The sequence below is a fragment of the Flavobacterium sp. Root186 genome (genome assembly GCF_001428525.1).
Lineage (GTDB): Bacteria > Bacteroidota > Bacteroidia > Flavobacteriales > Flavobacteriaceae > Flavobacterium.
Window position 1 is genome coordinate 17175 of sequence record NZ_LMHW01000003.1, and the last position, 16640, is coordinate 33814.

The 16640-nt window shown below is 32.7% G+C and carries 12 protein-coding genes; 5 read left to right on the plus strand and 7 right to left on the minus strand.

Annotated elements, in window-relative coordinates:
* The first annotated feature begins 190 nt into the window (after window positions 1–190).
* Window positions 191–1108 (plus strand): ketopantoate reductase family protein, encoded by a 918-nt coding sequence (locus tag ASD98_RS02880; protein WP_056200086.1) that lies wholly within the window; start codon window positions 191–193, stop codon window positions 1106–1108.
* A 4-nt stretch (window positions 1109–1112) separates the two neighbouring features.
* On the opposite strand, the gene ASD98_RS02885 is transcribed toward ASD98_RS02880, so the two are convergent.
* The 3 genes from ASD98_RS02885 to ASD98_RS02895 all read right to left on the minus strand — a co-directional run bounded on the left by ASD98_RS02885 (window position 1113) and on the right by ASD98_RS02895 (window position 3454).
* Complete coding sequence (locus ASD98_RS02885) at window positions 1113–1307, minus strand: hypothetical protein (protein ID WP_056199974.1); 195 nt, start codon at window positions 1305–1307, stop codon at window positions 1113–1115.
* Between the two features lie 91 nt (window positions 1308–1398).
* Window positions 1399–2085 carry a response regulator transcription factor gene (locus tag ASD98_RS02890; protein ID WP_056199976.1) on the minus strand — a complete coding sequence of 229 codons (687 nt, stop codon included), beginning with the start codon at window positions 2083–2085 and terminating at the stop codon, window positions 1399–1401.
* Between the two features lie 10 nt (window positions 2086–2095).
* Complete coding sequence (locus ASD98_RS02895; RefSeq protein ID WP_056199979.1) at window positions 2096–3454, minus strand: sensor histidine kinase KdpD; 1359 nt, start codon at window positions 3452–3454, stop codon at window positions 2096–2098.
* 239 nt (window positions 3455–3693) lie between these two features.
* Between ASD98_RS02895 and ASD98_RS02900 the strand changes: the two genes are divergently transcribed.
* Entirely contained in the window at window positions 3694–5811 is a 2118-nt protein-coding gene (locus ASD98_RS02900) for an outer membrane beta-barrel family protein (RefSeq protein ID WP_056199982.1), read from the plus strand.
* Between the two features lie 83 nt (window positions 5812–5894).
* On the opposite strand, the gene ASD98_RS02905 is transcribed toward ASD98_RS02900, so the two are convergent.
* Window positions 5895–6500: an RsmD family RNA methyltransferase gene (locus ASD98_RS02905; protein WP_053470668.1), complete on the minus strand. Its 606-nt coding sequence runs from the start codon at window positions 6498–6500 to the stop codon at window positions 5895–5897.
* Window positions 6497–7318 carry a DUF3822 family protein gene (locus tag ASD98_RS02910; RefSeq protein WP_056199985.1) on the minus strand — a complete coding sequence of 274 codons (822 nt, stop codon included), beginning with the start codon at window positions 7316–7318 and terminating at the stop codon, window positions 6497–6499. The genes ASD98_RS02905 and ASD98_RS02910 overlap by 4 nt, the downstream gene beginning before the upstream one ends.
* A 287-nt stretch (window positions 7319–7605) precedes the next feature.
* Here ASD98_RS02910 and ASD98_RS02915 point away from each other — a divergent pair, with 287 nt between their 5' ends.
* The 3 genes from ASD98_RS02915 to kdsB all read left to right on the plus strand — a co-directional run bounded on the left by ASD98_RS02915 (window position 7606) and on the right by kdsB (window position 10806).
* Entirely contained in the window at window positions 7606–9015 is a 1410-nt protein-coding gene (locus ASD98_RS02915; protein ID WP_056199988.1) for an ATP-dependent RecD-like DNA helicase, read from the plus strand.
* 83 nt (window positions 9016–9098) lie between these two features.
* On the plus strand, window positions 9099–9929 hold the full coding sequence (gene ygiD / locus ASD98_RS02920) for a 4,5-DOPA dioxygenase extradiol (RefSeq protein WP_056199991.1): 831 nt from the start codon (window positions 9099–9101) through the stop codon (window positions 9927–9929).
* Window positions 9930–10074: 145 nt separating this feature from the next.
* Window positions 10075–10806, plus strand: coding sequence for a 3-deoxy-manno-octulosonate cytidylyltransferase (gene kdsB, locus ASD98_RS02925; protein WP_056199993.1), 732 nt, complete (start codon window positions 10075–10077; stop codon window positions 10804–10806).
* Window positions 10807–11026: 220 nt separating this feature from the next.
* Here kdsB and ASD98_RS02930 read toward each other — a convergent pair whose 3' ends face one another.
* Together ASD98_RS02930 and ASD98_RS02935 are read right to left on the minus strand one after the other, a co-directional pair.
* Window positions 11027–13438, minus strand: a complete 2412-nt coding sequence (locus ASD98_RS02930; protein WP_056199996.1) for a thiamine pyrophosphate-dependent enzyme — start codon at window positions 13436–13438, stop codon at window positions 11027–11029.
* A 189-nt stretch (window positions 13439–13627) separates the two neighbouring features.
* The gene (locus ASD98_RS02935; protein ID WP_056199999.1) at window positions 13628–16375 is read right to left on the minus strand and encodes a hypothetical protein; all 2748 of its coding nucleotides are present in this window, start codon (window positions 16373–16375) and stop codon (window positions 13628–13630) included.
* Window positions 16376–16640: the final 265 nt, after the last annotated feature.

Here is a 16640-nt window from a genome sequence, read left to right on the forward strand (position 1 = left end):
CCACTAAGACACAAAGGCACTAAGTTTTTGTTTTTCTTTTTTGGCTTAAAATTGTTAGCAAAGCGGCGAAGTCACAAAGTTTTTTAAAGCTTAGTGAATTTCTTTGCGTCTCAGCGACTTTGCGAGATTAAAATAACTTTGTGACTTAGCGCCTTTGTGGCATTAATTTATGGCATTAAATAGATTTATTATGAAAAGAATTGGAATTTTAGGACTTGGAGGCGTTGGAGGTTATTTCGGCGGACTTTTGGCGAAAGCCTATCAAAAATCTAATGATGTTGAAATCATTTTTATCGCACGCGGCGAAACTCAAAAAGCGATTGCCGAAAATGGATTAAAGATTGTAACTGATGATTCTGAAATGATTGTTCACCCGAATTTAGTTTCGAATAATCCGTCAGAAATTGGTGTTTTGGATTATTTAATCTGCGCAACAAAAACATATGATATTGAAGAAAGTTTTACTTCGTTAAAAAGCTGTATTAAAAAAGAAACCTTAATTCTCCCCTTGTACAATGGTGTTGACGCGCAGGAAAGAATTAAAAAAATAGTACCTGATAATGAAGTTTTACAAGGCTGCGTTTACATTGTTTCGATGATTTTTTCACCTGGAACCATTCGTAGAATCGGATTTTATGAAAAATTGTTTTTTGGATCAAAAACTGCTTCGTTTTCAAAAATGGAAGAATTACAAAACATCTTTCAAAAAGCAAAAATCGAAAGTTATTTAGTCGAAAATATTGACGAAACCGTTTGGGAAAAATTCATTTTTATATCTGCCCTGGCTTCGGCGACATCTTATTTGAATCAAAATATTGGTGAAATTTTAAGCAATTCAGAATCGAAAGTAACCTATATAGAACTGCTTCATGAAATTGAAGATGTGGCCCAGGCAAAAGGTTTAAAACTACCGCATGATATTGTAGCACAGACAATTCAAAAATTAGAAAAATCGCCAAAAGAAGCGACTTCGTCTATGCACAGAGATTTACTGGCAGGAAAAAATACCGAAGCCCTGTCGCTGACACAATTTGTGGTAAACGAAGGAAAAAAATACGGCGTAAAAACTCCTCTTTACGAAAAGATTGCCGCCGTTTTAGTTAAATAATATTCTAAGATTCATCTTTTGTTGTACGAACCAGACTGATTCCTGACATAAAAAAAACGATTCCTAAAATACCGTAAATAATTAATGATTTAACATCTCTGGTTTCGCCTGATGTGCCTGCAAAAATAACGGCAGTATAAATAAGTCCTACAATTCCGAGGATAGTCAATAATCCTCCGAAAAATCTTTTTAGGTTCATGATTTTTGATTTTAAGTTCCTAACAAATGTATAATCATAACTATTAATTATTGTTATACAATTGTTTAAGAAACTTATATGATTTGCAGGGTTACTTTTGAATCTTAAATTCTAAACCAATATTTCGAACACTTTCAATACTGATTTTTGGATCTGAATTAAAATATTTTCTAAGTCTGCTGATAAAAACATCCATGCTTCGGCCTGAGAAATAATCGTCTTTTTTCCAGACAGACATTAAGATTTCATCTCTCTTTAATAACTGATTATGATTTAGATATAAATACTCAATAAGAGCTGCTTCTTTCTCTGTAAGCTGCTGCACGTGATTTTTATTATTAAGTGTTAAGCGTTCGTTATCAAAAATATACGAACCAATTTCAATGGTATTGTTTCCGTCCAGGCTTTTCTTTTGCTCGATTCTATTCAATATATTCTGCAAACGCAGCACCAGTTCGTCGACTTCAAAAGGTTTCACTATATAGTCGTCTGCGCCTAGCTTTAATCCAATGATTTTGTCTTCTTTTAACTTTCTTGCCGTTAAAAAAATAAATGGAGTTTCGGGATTGATTGTAATTATTTTTTCGGCCAATGAAAATCCGTCCAATTTGGGCATCATTACATCAAAAACACAAATGTCAAAAGTCTGGTTTTTAAAATAATTTAAAGCTATTTCTCCATTTTCTGCCCAGATTACTTCAAATTGATGCAGCTCTAAATATTGTTTTAAAATTGCTGCAAAATCATGATCGTCTTCAGCTAAAAGTAATTTTTTCAAAATAAGGTAATTAAACTTTTAATAAAATAGTAAACTGAGTTCCTTTTCCTAAATCACTAATCACATTAACAGAACCCTGATGTGCTTTTACGATTTGATCAACATAATACAATCCTAAGCCTAAGCCTTTTGTGTTATGAAGATTTCCTTGTTCTACACGGTAAAATTTCTCAAAAAGAAGTGATTGTTTGTTTTTTGCAATTCCTATTCCGTCATCTTCAAAACAAATAGAAAACTGATTTTCTACGATTTTTGTTTTTACTGTAATTGTGTTCGAACCATATTTTACGGCATTTTCCAAAACATTTAAAAGAGCCGTTGTTAAATGAAATTTATCAAGAACTAAAATAGTTTTTTGAGTTTGAAAATCGGTTTTAAGATTGATTTTTGGAAAAGTAATTTTAAAATCATTTATGATCGTCTTCAGAAAATCTTCTGTTTCAATTTTTTCCTTCTGAAGTTCAATTTCATTTTCTGCCAGAGAATTTGCCACAACCTGATCGATTAAGCTTTGAAGGCGATTGTTTTGACGAGAAATCGTATTGACAATTGCATTGAAATTTTCATCGTTTTCACGAATGTTTTTCTGCTCCAGAATTCTGGTCGAAATACCTAAAGTAGCCAAAGGTGTTTTGAGTTCATGCGTAATATTATTGATGAAATCAGTTTTTACATCGCTTACTTTTTTCTGTTTTATTAAAGCTTTAAGCGCAATTACAAAAAGCGTAATAAGCGTAAGAATCGAGAATAAAGACAAAATCAAAATAAAAGTCATTCGCCTTAAAATAATCATTTCCCAGTCGATAACCGAAACATACATCGAATCTTCGGTCAGTAATTGATATTCCTGATTTTCAAAAGTTCCGTTTGTAGTTCCAACATAATTTCGAACCAAAAAAGCATGATTTAGCGAAGCCAGATTTCCGTATAATTTGTTTTGAATAAAAGGTTTTTCAGAGAAAATAGTATCAGCCTTTTTTGTGTTTTTGTATAAAATAAACTTGTTGAGAACAATCGCAAAATCAATTTTGAAATTAGGTAAATCCCTTTCAAATTTTCGCTGAATTTCTGCCGTTAATGCACTTCGATATTCATTTTCTAAAATCCCTTTTTTAATGTCAATTTTAGATTTTTTTCCCTGAATATATTTCTCGGATAAATGGGTATAAAGTGCTTCTTTTCTGGAAACTAAAACCGAATCAATATCGCTGTAATTATTAGAAATCTGAGCGATTTCATTTTTAATCTGTGTATGAAACTGCGCCACTTTATAATCATAAGCGGTTTTTACCAAATAGCATTGCACAGTCGATAAAACGATCAGCGCGACAACCGAAAATGCTATTAATAAATTGATTCTTTGTTTCATAGTTTGAAAGTTATGGCACACTGATGGCACGGATGAAGCCTATTTACAAAGATTTTGTTTAATCAAACCTTCCAGCGTAAACCCGTTTAATCCGTAAAATCCGTGGTCTATTCCTCCACCCAAAAATAATGCTTTTATGAAACAAAAATGACATTAACTCCGCATTAACCTTCAATTAACCTTCGCAGTACTTTTTTAGAAGCATTTTTGCATCATCTCAAAACAAAAAACTTTAAAAAATGAATATTTATCTGCCGTTAAAACTTCTTGTTGCGCTTTTACTTTTTTGTCTTTCATTTGCTGCAAAAGCTCAAAATGAAACACCAAAAGATTCCATTTCAAATCAGCAATTAGAGGAAGTTGTTATCAGTCAAAACAAAAAAACTTTTACCAATACAAACGGGAATATTAAAATTGATGTTGCCAATTCGGTTTATAATTCAATTCCAAATACAGTTGATTTACTGGCAAAACTGCCAACCGTTAAGCTTAGTTCAGACAAAGAAAATATTACCGTTGTAGGTAAAGGAAATCCGCTGATCTATATCGACAACCAAAAAGTGGGAATAAACGATGTAAATGCTTTGGTTCCCGCCGATATTAAAACGATCGAAATCATCCAGAATCCATCTGCAAAATATGAAGCCGAAGGTCGTTCTGTAATTTTAATAACTCGAAAATTCAGCAAAAAAGATAGTTTTAGAACCGAAATTTCTGAAGTTGCCTCTTTTAAGAAAAATTACAACAATTACCTTGGATTTAATTCGAGTTTTAAGAAAAACAAATTCGAATGGAAAGCCAATTTTAATTGCAACCGACTCAATCCGTGGGAAAGTCACAGTATCGATTATCAAATTCAAGATGCTGACATTGCATCTAAATATGATGTATCGGCCACTACAAAACGGAAACAATATGTTTTTGGCGGCGGTTTGTTTTACAAAATAAATGATGACGATTATTTTTCGTTTAATGTTAGTTCCAGACTTCGTACAGACACTTTTCCTATTGATACCTTTACGTATAATAAAAATCAAAACGTTGAAAACAATGTTTTAACCTGGAGTGATAATTCGAGTAAAAAGAATTTTGTAAACTCATTTCTGAATTATTCAAAAAAGATAAAAGCGATTAATACACAGCTTTTTACAGGTTTTCAATATTCTAATTTTCAGCAGAATTTAGGGAGTATGGTCGAAAATAACTATAATGATACTGAATTTGATCTGGCTCAAAACCGAAATCAAAAGTTTAATGTTGATGTTTTTTCGGGAAGAATAGATCTGGAGAAAAAGTTTAAAAATGAAATGAATCTCGAATACGGCGGACTTTATTCTACAGCAAAATCCAAATCAGATACTGATATTTTTGATTTCGAAAAAAATGAAAATACAGCTTTAAATTATGATTTTAAGGAAGAGAATTCAGCAGCTTATACACAGCTTTCGGGAAAAATTAAAAAGATCAGTTTTTCTGCCGGACTTCGGGTTGAAAATACAAATGTAAGCGGAAAATACAGAACAGATGCTTCGCCTTTGATTGATAAAAATTACACCAATATTTTTCCGAAAGTACAGTTTTCTATGGCAATAGACAGCACAAAAAATATTAGTTTGAATTATGCCAAAAGCATTTCACGTCCCAATTATTCCTCGTTAAGTAATGTTGCTGTTTATATAAATCCGTATTTTATATATGCCAGTAATATCAATTTGGGACCGACATTTAATAATGAAATTTCGTCAACTTTTCAATACAATGACAAATCGGTTAAAGTAAGTTATTACCAAAATAAAAATCCGGTTTATAATAGTTTTCTTTATGATAAAAATCAAAACATCATGACTTTTAAAGATATAAACTTTGATAAGGAATCGGGTTTAAGTCTTGATTTTGAACTGCCTTTTACCTATAAATTTTGGACAACAACCAATTCGATGGTTTTTATTTTCGAAAAGATAGAAGATCCTTCGGCTGAATTTTTAGACTCAAAACCGTATTTATATTATTACTCAAACAACGAATTTAAGCTTCCAAAAGAATATACTTTCGTTTTAAGTTTTTGGGGATTAACGGAACAAAAGAAAGGTGTTTTTGAAAGAAACCCCAGATTTGTTGTAGATATGGCACTTTCTAAAACATTCTTAAAAAAATGGAATTGTACTTTGAGCTGTAATAATGTATTTAAAAATGTGGTCGAAACGGAAGAATTTACGATTAATGATACCAGTTCAAGAGCAAGATATGTGGTTGATGCTCATGAGATTTCGATCTCGGTTAAATATTCTTTTGGGAAAATTAAAAATACTGAATTCAAGGAAAAAAATGTTGATGAGAATTCAGATAGAATTCGATAAAATGAAAAATTCCAAAATGAAAATCCCAAATTCCAATTGAAGTTTGGAATTTGGGATTTTAAAAATTTGAAAATTGATATAAATTATCCTTCGTCTTCTTCAACAATTTTTAATGGAGATTCACCCGGAAGTTCCTCATCATCATCGGTAGAATTCAATTCGAAGAAACTAAAAAATGAACCGCCGTAACTTTTCTGAAATGAAAAATTACTTAAATGATCCATTTTAGTATATTTCGAATGTTCGATAATCATCATTCCATCTTCCGAAAGCAGTTCTTTTTCAAAAACAGTAAGAACAATTTTCTCAAAAGCGGCCTGATCTAATCCGTAAGGAGGATCGGCAAAAATAATATCATACGAAGTTTTGCAGTTTTCCAGAAACTTATAAACGTCACTTTTAGTGGCTGCAATGTCAAAATCGTATTCTGATGAAACTTGTTTGATAAACTTAACGCATCCAAAATCACCGTCGATTGAGGTAATTGGAGCGCTTCCGCGTGAAGCGAATTCATAACTGATATTGCCGGTTCCCGAAAATAAATCCAAAACCTTTAAGCCGTCAAAACTAAAATGATTATTCAAAACATTAAACAATGCTTCTTTACTCATATCAGTCGTAGGTCTTACAGGAAGGTTTTTTGGTGGAAAAATCCGACGCCCTTTGTATTTTCCTGAAATGATTCTCATGATTGAAATAAGATATAATGTTTTTGATTCTGAGCTGTTGTGTAGTTGTTTTTTTCTTTTAAAGTGCTGACGTCCAGAAAAGAAATATTGCGAATATATTTATAAGCAATGTCGTAAAACGGATCGTTTTGGTGTATTGTTCCAAGCAGTTCCAATTGAAAAATTTCCGGATTTAAATTTAATTGCTCGGCTGTAAAAAGAATGTAATAAATAAAATCTTCAGGAGTTTGATATTCAAAAGAATTGAATAACAGTAACTTTTGATTTTGTACAACGATAATTTCAAAATGTTCCGGATTAAAATTAACCACCATTTTTTTCTCGTCGTTGTTTTTTGAGCCTTCCAGAATTTTCTCGACTAAAATACTATTTACGTGTTTGTAGTCAAAAGAACCAACGGTGTCAATTAAAAAATTATTGATATTAATGTACGGAATGTAAACCGAATGCATATCGTAATTTGTGATTTGATCGAAAGTAAAAAAATCAGTTTCAAATACTTTTGTAGTGTACTGCAGATAACTTCCTAAATAATCCTCGTCAAATAATGGCGATGGTACAAAAGTCGAAAGATTGTTATTGTGAATGACTAAAATATCATCGTAAGTATCTTTTAATTCAGGATAATTTTTAAATGCTGAAGTGTATAAATCTTCAATTTTATTTTGTTTTTGAGCAGTATCAAACTGAACTTCATTAAAAGCAGTAATCGTATTATTTAATGTATCAAAACAACAAAATGAGAATCCGTTCAGTGAAACCTGAATCGAAAGTTTTTTGTAATTTTTTGATGTAATATTAGTATTGTGTATTGACATAATTGATTTACAATTCGTTACCTGTTGTGTTTCAAGAAAGAATTTAAGGTGACCGCAAACTTACAAATTAAAAAGCAACTAATATAATTGCAATTTTAAAAAACAATATTACAAGAAGGTTAGCATCACGTTATGTTTTTATTATTCTTTTGAATGATATAAGTTACATAAATAATTCGAGATTAGAGATTTCGGCTTTAACTTTATAAACATATAAACATTGTCATTGATTTTTGTCATTGTTATTGCCATTAAAAAGAACGAACTTTGTGTTTCAAATTTACCTTATGAATTCAGCATCGTTTTACGGCGTTTTGCAAAAAAGATTTCCTTTTGCACCCACTTATAAGCAGGATATTTTTTTTCAAAAAATTGCCATTTTTTTAACCGAACCCGCAAACAATACCATTTTTGTTCTAAAAGGATATGCAGGAACCGGAAAAACAACGGTGATTTCGACAATCGTAAACAATCTTGGCGATATTAATAAAAAGTTTGTCCTGCTAGCACCAACCGGACGCGCGGCAAAAGTAATTGCAAATTATTCAAATACAGCGGCTTTTACAATTCACAAGAAGATCTATTTTCCTAAAAAAGCATCGGGTGGAGGAGTGGCTTTTACCAAACAAGTCAACAAACATAAAAACACCATTTTTATAGTCGATGAGGCTTCGATGATTTCAGACAGTACTTTAGATAGTGGTTCGCTTCTCGATGATTTGATTAATTATGTTTATTCTGGAACCAACTGCAAAATGATTCTTTTAGGAGATACAGCGCAGCTTCCTCCGGTAAATTTAGATATCAGCCCGGCTTTAGATACGCATACTTTGGGCGTGCATTACGATAAAGAAATCGAACATATTGAATTGGATGAAGTAATGCGTCAGGAAGAAAGTTCGGGAATTTTATTCAATGCAACCGAATTACGCGAACTATTGAAAGAAAGCTTTATTACGGAGTTTAAATTCAATGTAAAAAAATTTAAAGATATCGTTCGTTTAACTGATGGATATGATATTCAGGATGCGATAAATACAGCTTACAGCAATTATAGTATTGAAGACACGGCTTTTATTGTCCGTTCGAATAAAAGAGCAAATCAATACAACGAACAAATCAGAACCAGAATTTTGTTTAAAGAAAGTGAGCTTTCTGTAGGCGATTTTTTAATGGTTGTAAAGAATAATTATTTCTGGCTGAAAGAAACAGATGAAGCAGGATTTATTGCCAATGGTGATATTATTGAGGTTCTGGAGATGTTCGGAATCAAAGAATTGTATGGTTTTACTTTTGCAAGAGTAAAAATAAGAATGGTCGATTATCCGGATCAAAAACCTTTTGAAACGGTATTGATTTTAGATACGATAAAGAGTGAATCTCCATCGTTAACCTACGAAGAATCAAATCGTTTGTATGAAGAAGTAATGAAGGATTATGAAGATGAATCGACAAAATATAAGAAATTTCAAAAGGTAAAAGAAAACGAATATTTTAATGGTTTGCAGGTGAAATTCTCCTACGCCATAACGTGTCATAAATCGCAGGGAGGACAGTGGAATACGGTTTTTGTAGAACAGCCGTATTTACCAAACGGAATCGATCATGATTATATAAGATGGCTTTACACAGCAATGACACGTGCCAAAAATAAATTATATTTGATAGGATTTAAAGACGAGAGTTTTGAGGAATAAAACACTAATTTCACGAATTAGCACGAATTTTTTTAATTTAGATTAGTGCAAATCTGTGTAATCCGTGTTTAAATTATTTTATAATGACAACACTAAACGACTTACATTCGATTTCATCGACGTTTTCGAATACAGATAAAATGCCGGTTTTGTTTTTAGGACACGGCAGCCCAATGAATGCTATTGAAGAAAATCAGTTTGTGGCTGGTTTTCGAAACCTGGCTAAAACATTGCCGCAGCCCAATGCTATTTTGTGTATTTCAGCGCATTGGTTTACGAACGGAACCAAGGTAACTTCGATGCAAATGCCGAGAACCATTCACGATTTTGGTGGTTTTCCGCAGGCACTTTTTGATGTGCAGTATCCTGCAAAAGGCAGCCCGGAATTGGCAGTTGAAACAAAGAAAATATTAGAACCGGTTCATGTTGATTTAGACGAACATTGGGGGTTAGATCATGGCGCGTGGAGTGTTATTAAACATTTATATCCGGAAGCAAATGTTCCGGTAATTCAGTTGAGTATTGATTATACAAAATCTGGACAATATCATTTTGAACTTGCACAAAAACTTCAGTCACTGCGTCATAAAGGAGTTTTGATTATTGGCAGCGGCAATATTGTGCACAATCTTCGTTTAGTTGATTTCAGGAATTTTGATAAAGACAATTACGGCTACGATTGGGCAATTGAAGCCAGAGAAACTGTAAATAATTATTTATTGGATGGAAATTTCCAGCCTTTAATTGAGTACGAAAAAATGAGTAAAGCGGTTCAAATTGCAATTCCAACTCCAGATCATTATCTGCCTTTGTTGTACACTTTAGGTTTAAAAGAAAAGTCAGAAGAATTGAACTTGTTTAATGATAAACTTTTAGCTGGTTCGTTGAGTATGACTTCGGTAAAAATATTGTAAAAGACTTTGCGAATCTCTGCCAAACCTTTGTGCATCTTTGCGTAATAACTTTCACAGAGATTCGCTAAGATTTGCACAGAGATTCACAAAAGAATAAATTAATAATGAGGATGAGATTGCTTAGTTCCTCGCAATGATATAAAAAATGAAAATAATAGCGGTAATTCCGGCGCGATACGCATCAACACGTTTTCCTGCAAAACTAATGCAGGATTTGGGAGGTAAAACAGTAATTTTAAGAACATACGAAGCTGCGGTTTCAACAAACTTATTCGACGATGTTTTTGTTGTAACCGATTCTGATTTAATTTTCGATGAAATTGTTTCAAATGGTGGAAAAGCTATTATGAGTATCAAAGAACACGAATCTGGAAGTGACCGAATTGCCGAAGCTGTTGCCAATCTCGATGTTGATATTGTTGTAAATGTGCAAGGCGATGAACCTTTTACTGAAGCGGGACCTTTAGAACAAGTTTTGTCTGTTTTTAAAAACGATGAAGATAAAAAGATTGATTTGGCTTCGTTGATGCGTGAAATCACAAATGAAGAGGAAATCAATAATCCGAATAATGTAAAAGTGGTGGTAGATCAGTCGCAGTTTGCATTGTATTTTTCACGTTCAGTAATTCCATATCCTAGAGATAAAGATGTCGGTGTTCGTTATTTTCAGCACATCGGGATTTATGCTTTTAGAAAACAGGCTTTATTAGATTTTTACAGCCTTCCTATGAAATCTTTGGAAGCTTCTGAGAAATTGGAGCAGTTAAGATATTTAGAGTTCGGAAAACGCATAAAAATGGTCGAGACAACACATGTTGGAATTGGGATCGATACGGCTGAAGATTTAGAGAAGGCTAGGGCTATTTTGAAGTCTTAGATTGCGGGTTTAATGGTTCACGGATTTTACAGATTCTCTTTCGCGAAAGCGCTGATTTATGCGGGTCATTGCGAAGAATAAAGCAATCTCATTTGCTTTGTCGATAATTATTAGTAAGGTTGCTTCGTTCCTTGCAATGACTTTCACTTTGTATATAATAAAAAAAGCTCCAAATCAAAATTGACTTGGAGCTTTTATATTATTTAAGTAATCTAAATTCTTAGTACAAACTAGGAAATTTAGAAGGATTAACTTCATTCATCATGCTGTAAATTTTCTCAAAAATATCTTCTGCAGAAGGTTTAGAGAAATAATCACCGTCAGTTCCATAAGCTGGTCGGTGCGCTTTTGCAGCAAGGGTTTGTGGTTTGCTGTCAAGATATTTATAAGCATCTTGTTCTTCCAGAATCTGCTGTAAAATGTAAGCTGAAGCTCCGCCAGGAACATCTTCGTCGATTACTAAAAGACGATTTGTTTTAGCAACACTTTTTACAATATCTTTATTAATATCAAACGGAAGTAAAGACTGAATATCAATAATTTCACAGTCGATTCCTAAAACCAATAATTCTTCAGCTGCTTGCTGAACCAATCTTAAAGTCGATCCGTAAGAAACTAAAGTAATATCAGCACCTTCTTTTAGGGTTTCAACAACACCAATCGGAGTTTTGAATTCACCAAAGTTTAAAGGCGTTTTTTCTTTTAAACGATAACCATTCAAACATTCAATAACTAATGCTGGCTCGTCGCACTCTAAAAGAGTATTATAAAATCCTGCAGCCTGAGTCATGTCTCTCGGAACCAAAACATGGATTCCGCGAATAGCGTTTATAATCATTCCCATTGGAGAACCAGAATGCCAGATACCTTCTAAACGGTGTCCGCGGGTTCTGATAATTAATGGTGCTTTTTGTTTTCCAACTGTTCTGTATTGTAAAGTAGCTAAATCATCACTCATGATTTGAATAGCATACAATAAATAATCAAGATATTGAATTTCGGCAATCGGACGTAAACCTCTCAATGCCATTCCGATACCCTGACCAATAATAGTCGCTTCACGAATTCCGACATCGGCAACACGAAGTTCACCGTATTTCTCCTGCATGCCTTCTAGACCTTGATTTACGTCGCCAATGTTTCCAACATCTTCCCCAAAAATCAATGTTTCAGGATATTTACTAAACAAAGCGTCGAAATTATCACGAAGAATCATTCTTCCGTCTAAATCCGGTTTTGCATTTTCGGCATATTCAGGAAGTACTTTTTCTACAGAAAATACATTTTGTGCAGATTCTGAATGCAGGTTACTGCTGAATTTTCCCTGAGTAGCTCCAATAAAATTCGTAATCCAGTTTGATAAAAGAACTTTACTGTTTGGAACTTCTATAAAACGAAGAATCTTTCTTGCGTAAACCAGAATTTCTTTCTTTAAAGGCGCTTTTATCGCACTTAATTCTGAAATATATTTTCTGATTCTATCTTTATGATTGATACTTGCTTCTGCGATTTGCTCCAATAAATCCAAAAGATTTTTTTGATCTTCAATTATCGGATTGATGAAATCGTTCCAGGCATCTTTTTTAGCTTCAAGGACTTCTTTCTTTAATTCAAAATCAAGTTCTGCTAATTCCTCTGGAGATGCAATGTTAATGGCGATCATCCATAAACGCATCTGACGAATACAGTCAAAATCTCTTTCCCAGGCTAATCTTTCTGCATTTTTATAACGTTCGTGAGAACCAGAAGTTGAATGCCCTTGAGGCTGCGTTAATTCGTTTACGTGAATTAAAACCGGAATATGTTCTTCACGTGCAATTGCGCCCGCTCTTTCGTAAGTCGAAACTAACTCTGCATAATCCCATCCTTTTACTCTAAAAATTTCATAACCTTTAGAATCTTCATCTCTTTGATATCCTTTAAGGATTTCAGAAATGTTTTCTTTTGTAGTTTGATGTTTGGCGTGAACTGAAATCCCGTATTCATCATCCCAAACACTCATTACCATCGGAACTTGTAAAACTCCGGCAGCATTTATAGTTTCAAAAAACAAACCTTCAGAAGTACTTGCGTTTCCTATTGTCCCCCAGGCAACTTCATTTCCATCTACAGAAAATTTATCTTTAATGGTAATTCCATTAACGTTTCTGTAAATTTTAGAAGCCTGAGCTAATCCCAATAATCTTGGCATTTGTCCTGCTGTAGGCGATATATCTGAACTTGAATTTTTTTGTTTTGTTAAGTCTTTCCACGATCCGTCTTCGTTTAAACTGTGCGTTACAAAGTGTCCGCCCATTTGCCTTCCGGCTGACATTGGATCATGATTTAAATCAGTATGACCGTATAAACCTGCGAAAAACTGCTTAGAAGTTAATTCGCCAATCGCCATCATAAATGTCTGATCGCGATAATAACCAGAGCGGAAATCCCCATTTTTAAAGGCTTTTGCCATTGCAAGCTGCGGAACTTCTTTTCCGTCACCAAATATTCCAAATTTGGCCTTTCCTGTCAATACTTCTTTACGACCTAAAAGACTACATTCTCTGCTTGTTATAGCAATTCTATAGTCGTTCAATACCTCAGTTTTGAAATCTTCAAAAGTTAAAGTTGTATTGCTTTTTTCTGTTATCATAATCTTGTAGGGGTCATGTTAAGACTGCGAAATTACTTAAAAACAATCAATAATCATAATTCTTTAAAATAAATATAATTTAATTATTTGTATTTAAAATCAAAAAACTACGTATTTTAATTGTGTTATTTTTATTATTTTTGTCTTTTTTGTGATAATAATTTATGTTTTTGATTAAAATTTATTTAATTAAAACCATTTTCGGGTAAAAAGAGTAACTAATGCTTTTGGGGCTAAAGTGATAACAAATCTGATTTTTTCGTTATAATTCTTTTGAGAAATTTCCCACCCGTTATTCGAATAGACTGGAAAATAAAGTTCAAAATAGTCAGGAACCAGATTTAACCGTACCCCGCTGTCATAAGCAAAATAGATATTTTGATGTTTATTTTTTACCAAACCAACATCGCCGTAAACTTCAACCCAGTCCCATAAAGCATAGCTGGCGTTTAAAGTTGTCATCCATTGATTGGCAAATGCAGGATCTAATTTTGATTTAAAACCACCCTCGGAAATTACATATTGCTGGCTGAAAATCCCTGTACTTTCGGATCTTCCCAAAATATTATAATCAAATAAATAATCTGTTGGTTTGTCTAATCCAAAACTAAAATAATCTGAATTTGTTTTATTGTACAAGAAACTTCCGGCAAACAATCTTAAATTTAGTTTACGATTATTTTCAAATAATCTTCTGTATTCAACTTCTCCCGAAACTTTTCCAAAACCTCCGCCAAACTGAACGTCAGTCATGAAATTAAAATGATTAACCAATTCTGTTTTTGTGTTTACATAACGTGCGTCAAAAACAGAATAATTCGGTTTAGAATTATCCGTAATAAATTGGCTTGCTTCTCTGTTTACAATTACCTGACGAAACAAAATAAGCTGTTTTCTATTATCTCTAAAGTTCTCTTCACGAATGCGCAATTGAATCATAGGATTTAATCGCAGGTAAGTGGCATCCGGAGCATAATGAAAATAGTTTTGACTTATAGAATAGCGTACATTATACAGTGTGCTGTTTCGGTAAAACTGATTTAACGAAAAAGCCGATGAACCGGAAATTGTTCCCGCTTTTATCGAATAGGCCGGATTAATATCAAAAGTAAAAGGTTTGTCGAGTATTGTTTTATTATGAAAACGAATTCCCGGTGTTAATCCGTCATAATAATTATACGTAAGCGTTGGAATATATAAAATCTGATTGTAATAAGGATCTTCCAGATCTTTGGCAAAATTAAATTTTATAGGACGATTGGTAATGACCAGACTTTTTAGGGATTTCCAGTTATTTCTCTGATTGAATTCAGGAACTTCGTTATCGTAATTAATCACTAATTTGTCTGCATTTTTTCGGTCAAATTGATAAACAGAATCTGTATTTTTAGGTTCAATCCATTCCTTAAAAACAACTTCATTTTTCTTTAAACCATAAACCGGAATTGGGGCATAAATATTTGTTTTGTTTTTTATCGAAAATTGTATGCTGTCTGCCGTTTTAGAAACATGTGTAAATTTATAGTCGATAATTTCTCGTGAATCGATTATAGTTTTAAAAAACCAGTCGATATTTTTCGGGCTTTTTTCGGTCAGGATTTTTTCAAAATCATAACGATTTGTTTGTTGCGTTTTATTCAAATTATAAAATTCCTGAATACTCTCTGGAACAATATTATGATTCAAATAATCATCAAGATAACTTAAACTTAAACCCGCACGGTATTTACTCGCAATCTGTTCGTTAAATTTAATTAGCGTATTCTTTGGATCTCCCAGCGGCTGATCGAGATTTTTACGAGCCATCAGCATATAATAATAACTGTATTGCTCATTAAAAGTCAGGTTGGTAATATTGTAGCTTTTAAAAAGTTTCATTCTCGAAAGTTTTCCCAGCATTTTTTCATCCAGATGATTTTCTTCCATGTACTTCATCATGGCATAAATCTGGATTCCGTCATAAACCCAATTATCTTTTCGAGGATCAAGTCGAAGTGAATTTTTTAAATAATTATTTAAATAGGTTTTGAAGAAAGTTACTTCAAACATAAATTCATCAGAAAACGGACTCAAAAAGGAAGGCAGCTGATTCAATCCATAAAAAGGATTTCGCTCATAATCTGCCTGTGAAACAGTAATTTTTTCATTCGGATATTTACCAAGGAACTCATTTGCAAACGCAGCAACCCTGTCAATTATAATCGCTTTTTGAACTTCGCTGATTTTTTTGTTTTTTAAATCCGAAAGAACTTCGATCGTTCCATTATCATAGCTTTTGAAATTATTTTGTCTTTCGATAAATAAATTAAAGTCTGATCTGTTTTTTCCGGAAAAAGAATAATTAGTAAACGCCGAATTTGAAATATCTTTCGAAACCGAATTTAAATCCGTCGTAATGGAATAATCATTAGGGATTTTTATTTCGACTTCATAATCGACAACCGAATTTGCAATGTCGTCAAGATTAAAGTTATTGTATCTTATAAAACGATGATTTTCATAACGTGCAGGATTTAAAAACCAGTTTTTTAAATTCATTCCGTTTTGATTAAATCCATAATGCGTGAATTTATCACTCGGAATCTTCGAAATATAATTGACATGTAAAGTGATTTGTTCTCCCGGAAGTAATTTTTGGTTTAGCTTAACCACAATAAAATCTGGGTTTTTATCTGTTCTTTCCCATTCAAGTGCCGTAAAGCCCGAATCGGTTAAGTTTAAAATTGTCGTATTTCCTCTTTCGATAGCTTTTGCTAAATGAAAACCACGATAAAATTCATCAGAAAAGCGTCTTGCCAAAGGCGTATTTTTATCCGAAAATGCATTATTCCAATCATTCAAAACAATCGAAACCAACGTGTCGTTTGAAGTGTTAAAATAAGTGATATCCTGTTTTACATTCAGCGTTTTTAGTTCAAGATTAACCGCCACTTCCATCTTAGACTGATGTTGTGCATACTGTTTTATCGAACTAAATAAAACAAAAAAGAGAATTATAATTTTATATATTGATTTCAAGAAATGGCGTAAAAATTATAAATATACCTAAAATTACGTGCATAAATTTATTCATGGCTTTATGTAAAAATAGCATAAAAAAAGCTGTTTTAAAAAACAGCTTTCAATTTTTATATCGTAATAGGTGTAAATTTAACCTTATAGGCAAAATAAATACAGATTTTTTTAAGAATACTTAATCTTA